General features: G+C 56.0%; 4 protein-coding genes and 1 pseudogene. 3 read left to right on the plus strand and 2 right to left on the minus strand.

What is annotated here, in order from left to right; translation table 11 throughout:
• Positions 1-633: pseudogene (locus QCH34_RS09085) on the plus strand (tRNA 4-thiouridine(8) synthase ThiI); the annotation flags it as partial.
• Here QCH34_RS09085 and pscS read toward each other — a convergent pair.
• Positions 616-1,797 (minus strand): O-phospho-L-seryl-tRNA:Cys-tRNA synthase, encoded by a 1,182-nt coding sequence (gene pscS, locus QCH34_RS09090; protein ID WP_300333123.1) that lies wholly within the window; start codon positions 1,795-1,797, stop codon positions 616-618. The pseudogene QCH34_RS09085 and the gene pscS sit on opposite strands and share 18 nt — an antisense overlap.
• A 1-nt stretch (position 1,798) precedes the next feature.
• A complete protein-coding gene (locus QCH34_RS09095; RefSeq protein ID WP_300333125.1) occupies positions 1,799-1,978 on the minus strand; it encodes a hypothetical protein in 180 nt (59 codons plus the stop codon).
• An 85-nt stretch (positions 1,979-2,063) separates the two neighbouring features.
• Between QCH34_RS09095 and QCH34_RS09100 the strand changes: the two genes are divergently transcribed.
• Positions 2,064-3,197 carry an exonuclease SbcCD subunit D gene (locus QCH34_RS09100; protein WP_300333128.1) on the plus strand — a complete coding sequence of 378 codons (1,134 nt, stop codon included), beginning with the start codon at positions 2,064-2,066 and terminating at the stop codon, positions 3,195-3,197.
• On the plus strand, positions 3,194-3,508 hold a 315-nt coding region (locus QCH34_RS09105), incomplete at its 3' end, for an SMC family ATPase (protein ID WP_300333131.1). The genes QCH34_RS09100 and QCH34_RS09105, both read left to right, overlap by 4 nt.

Consider the following 3,508-nt stretch of genomic DNA (forward strand, 5'->3'; position numbering starts at 1 on the left):
TCAGCAGGAATCGACTCGCCGGTTGCCGCGTGGCTGATGATGCGGAGGGGAACCGAGCTCTTCCTTCTCCATATGAGTGGCGGGAGGCATGCCGGTGCTGCCACGCGTGACGATGCATTTCACCATGCAGAGACGCTCTCGACACACTGCATGGGAACGCAGATCCCGACAATCGAGGTCGATATGGAGCCGTTCTTCTCGGCACTGCTCACATTGAAGGAAACGCGGTTTCGTTGTATCCTCTGCAAGCGGTTTATGCACCGGGTGGCAAGCCGGATCGGGGAAGAATACCAATGCTCTGCCATTGTGAACGGTGATAATCTCGGGCAGGTCGCATCCCAGACACTTGAGAACCTGGCGACCGTTACACCCTCAGCGACGCTTCCTGTACTCCGCCCTCTCATCACCTATGACAAGGAGGAGATCGTGAATCTCGCTAAGAAGATCAAGACCTTCATCGCCCGCCCAGGCGATCATTCCTGCCGGATGGTGCCGAAGAAGCCAGCCACCGCCGCCACCATCAGCCAGATCGAAGAGGAGGAGGCGAAGCTCCCGATGGATGATCTGATACAAAAAGCAGTGGAAAGCGCAGTCAAAAGGACCGCGCTCTCCGGTTCAATCATTGACGGTTAAGCCGTTCTCAGTTGCGATATCGAGGAAGGCGCCTGCGGTGTACTCTGCCTGTGCCTTTGTCATCCCGTAGGTATTGAACTTCCAGATCTTTGTCGCCCCCGGAATCACTCCGGCAATACCTCTCTTTCCAAGCGCACTTGTGAAGAAGAAGCCACGTTTCTTATGGGTCTCTGCCACACGGTCAAATGACTCGCGTGTGTCTATCCTGGTCAGGGTATGCTCCCGTGGCATATCCGAGAGGATCTTTGTCCCTTCGATTGCGAGAAGCGCATCAATGATCACCCTGCTCTTTGCAAGCTCCTCATCCCAGGCAAGCACCCGCTCCTTTACATGGGGGAACGATGCCATCATCCCCATCACGGTGACGCCCATTAAGGTGCAGCCCATCATCGCAATCTCCTTGATCCCAAATGTCCTGCCGGTCTGATCCCCCTTCACAGCAGTGGTGGCAAAGATCCTCTCCGCATACTCAGCAGTTGTTGCAACGAGGCCGGAGGGTGCCGGTGCCGCCATCGATTTGTGGCCGGATCCGATCACAAAATCCACCCCGAGATCTCTTCCCGATACCGGGAGGATGCCGACCGTATATGCTCCGTTATAGAGGACCGGGATATCATAGCTGTGGGCTACTTTTGCGATCCCTTTGATATCATGGTGGTTTCCGAACTGGTAGTCCACTCCCTCGACAAAGAGGAGTGCAGGTGCCTTTCCCTCTGTTTTTATTACCCGCTCGATCGTTTCGGCGGCGGCATCCGGGGTGATATGGTTCTTCTCATCCTTTGGAATCTCACGCGGGACTGCTCCCACCGACTCGGCTGCAATGAACTCGGTATAGTGGGAGAGTGCGGTCAGGATCACCGGATCGCCTTTCTGTACCAATCCCTGGCAGACCGCCTGGAACCCGCGCCGTGCACCGGGAACAACCCGGCAGGCATCCATCTCAACCCAGGAGGCGAGATCGGCATGGAAGTCTGCAATCGGCGGCTTTTTGATATAGTCGAGACGGAATGGCTTGCGGCAGTTGTCACAGACCGAGTAGCCATCGCCGTATGCGATCACCGCCTTCATCGCATCCGCAGTAAGCCGCCCGCCCACCTGGATCGGATCGATGTTGATTGCTGTCTCATCCACCTGCCGGGCTTCGATATCGCCTGCACACCGCATCTCAGATCAGCTCCTCTTCAAGGATATCGACCTGGCGCCGTATGCTTTTCAGCAGTTTCCCGGCTGTTTCCTTCTCTTCAGCACTCAGCTGATGGAGGGGTGCTGTCTCCCGGAGCATCACCCTGATATCGGTCAGGAGAAAGAGTGACTGAAAGAGTGCATCAGTTGCACGTTGTGACATGGTACAGGATCATTGTGCCGCCTTCCCTTTTACTTTCACCCTCCACTCCCAGCACTTAATTCTCTGGAGGTTGAAGATACGATCAATGAAGATCATCCATATCGCCGATACCCACCTCGGTGTCGCCGCCTTCTCCCGTGTTGATCCCGAGACCGGCATGAATCTCCGTGAGACGCAGGTTTACCAGAATTTTCTTGCATCAATTGAGGAGATATGTAGATTGCGGCCGGATGCGCTCCTCCACGCAGGAGATCTCTTTGACTCGGTGAAGCCGCGGACACAGGCCTATGTCACTGCATTTGATGCGCTGGAACTCCTCTCTGATGCCGGTATTCCCCTGATCATGATCGCAGGCAACCACAGTATCCCAAAGACCCGGTATACCCGCGCGCCATTCTCCCTCTTTGAATACCATCCCGGCACCGTCCATATGGCATACCGGTTTCGCTATGAGTCTGTCGAGGTCGGGGATACGGTCTTCCATCTGATCCCAAACATGCTCAACCCCGATCAGTACCGGGAGGCATATAACGAGGTTGCACGCTCCTCCTCCCACAATAATGTGCTGGTCACACATGGGCTTGCGAGCAGTATCGCCGACAAAAGGCTGGCAACAGTCGCAGAACATGAGATTGACTCCACCATGACGACCGCCGACTTCGATTACATCGCCCTTGGCCATTACCATAACCAGAGCCAGGTGGGACCCCATGCCTGGTACTCGGGCTCAATAGAGCACCTCACCTATGGCGAGATCCATGAGAAGAAAGGCGGGCTCTCTGTCGATACCTCGCGGAGGACAGTAGAGCCCCTCCCCCTCCCAAAGACACCGATGATCGATCTCGGTTCCCTGCTGGCAGAGGATCTCTCCGCTGGCGAGATCATCGGAGAGATCGAGGCGCGGATAGAGGCGATCTCCTCCCACACCCCCCCGATGGCACAGATCACCCTTGAGGGGATCAGAAAGGAAACAGCCCGCGCCCTCTCCGGACGGGAGATGGCACGCATCCGGGAACAGGTGCTTGATCTCCGGATCAAAACCATCTCGCCCGGCGAGATCGTCCCGGAAAGGAGGCAGAGCGATTCAGCTTTTAATATCCAGGAAGAGTTCATCGCCTTTGTGAAAGGCCGGGGGCTCCCGGAGAAGACCGAGTCATATATCCTCGGGAAGGGATCAGGCATCCTCTCTTCGATTGTGGAGGAGGCAGATACCGAATGATCCTTGACAGGCTGACGCTGAAGAACTTCAAGCGGTACCGGGATCAGGAGTTCACCTTCAAAGACGGGATCACCGCCATAGTCGGGAGTAATGGTGCCGGGAAGAGTACGATCATGGAGGCGATCGTCTTTGCCCTGTACGGGATCTCCGGCTCGGGGATCGATGCTGAGTATGTGGTTTTTGCCGGGGCAGGGCCAAAAGAGAAATGCGAGGTCCGGCTCTCCTTCCAGACAGGCGGAGAAGGCTACACAATTGTCCGGTCTTTCAGGAAAGGGCAGACAACCCACCATGATGCACAGCTCAACTTCGCG

Origin of the sequence: Methanocalculus sp., assembly GCF_029762515.1 — an archaeon.
Taxonomy (GTDB): Archaea; Halobacteriota; Methanomicrobia; order Methanomicrobiales; family Methanocorpusculaceae; genus Methanocalculus.

Excerpts from the sequence above, each read along its gene's own strand:
- QCH34_RS09100 (WP_300333128.1), top strand. The coding sequence starts at position 2,064 with ATGAAGATCATCCATATCGCCGATACCCACCTCGGTGTCGCCGCCTTC.
- pscS (WP_300333123.1), bottom strand. The coding sequence starts at position 1,797 with ATGCGGTGTGCAGGCGATATCGAAGCCCGGCAGGTGGATGAGACAGCA.
- QCH34_RS09095 (WP_300333125.1), bottom strand. The coding sequence starts at position 1,978 with ATGTCACAACGTGCAACTGATGCACTCTTTCAGTCACTCTTTCTCCTG.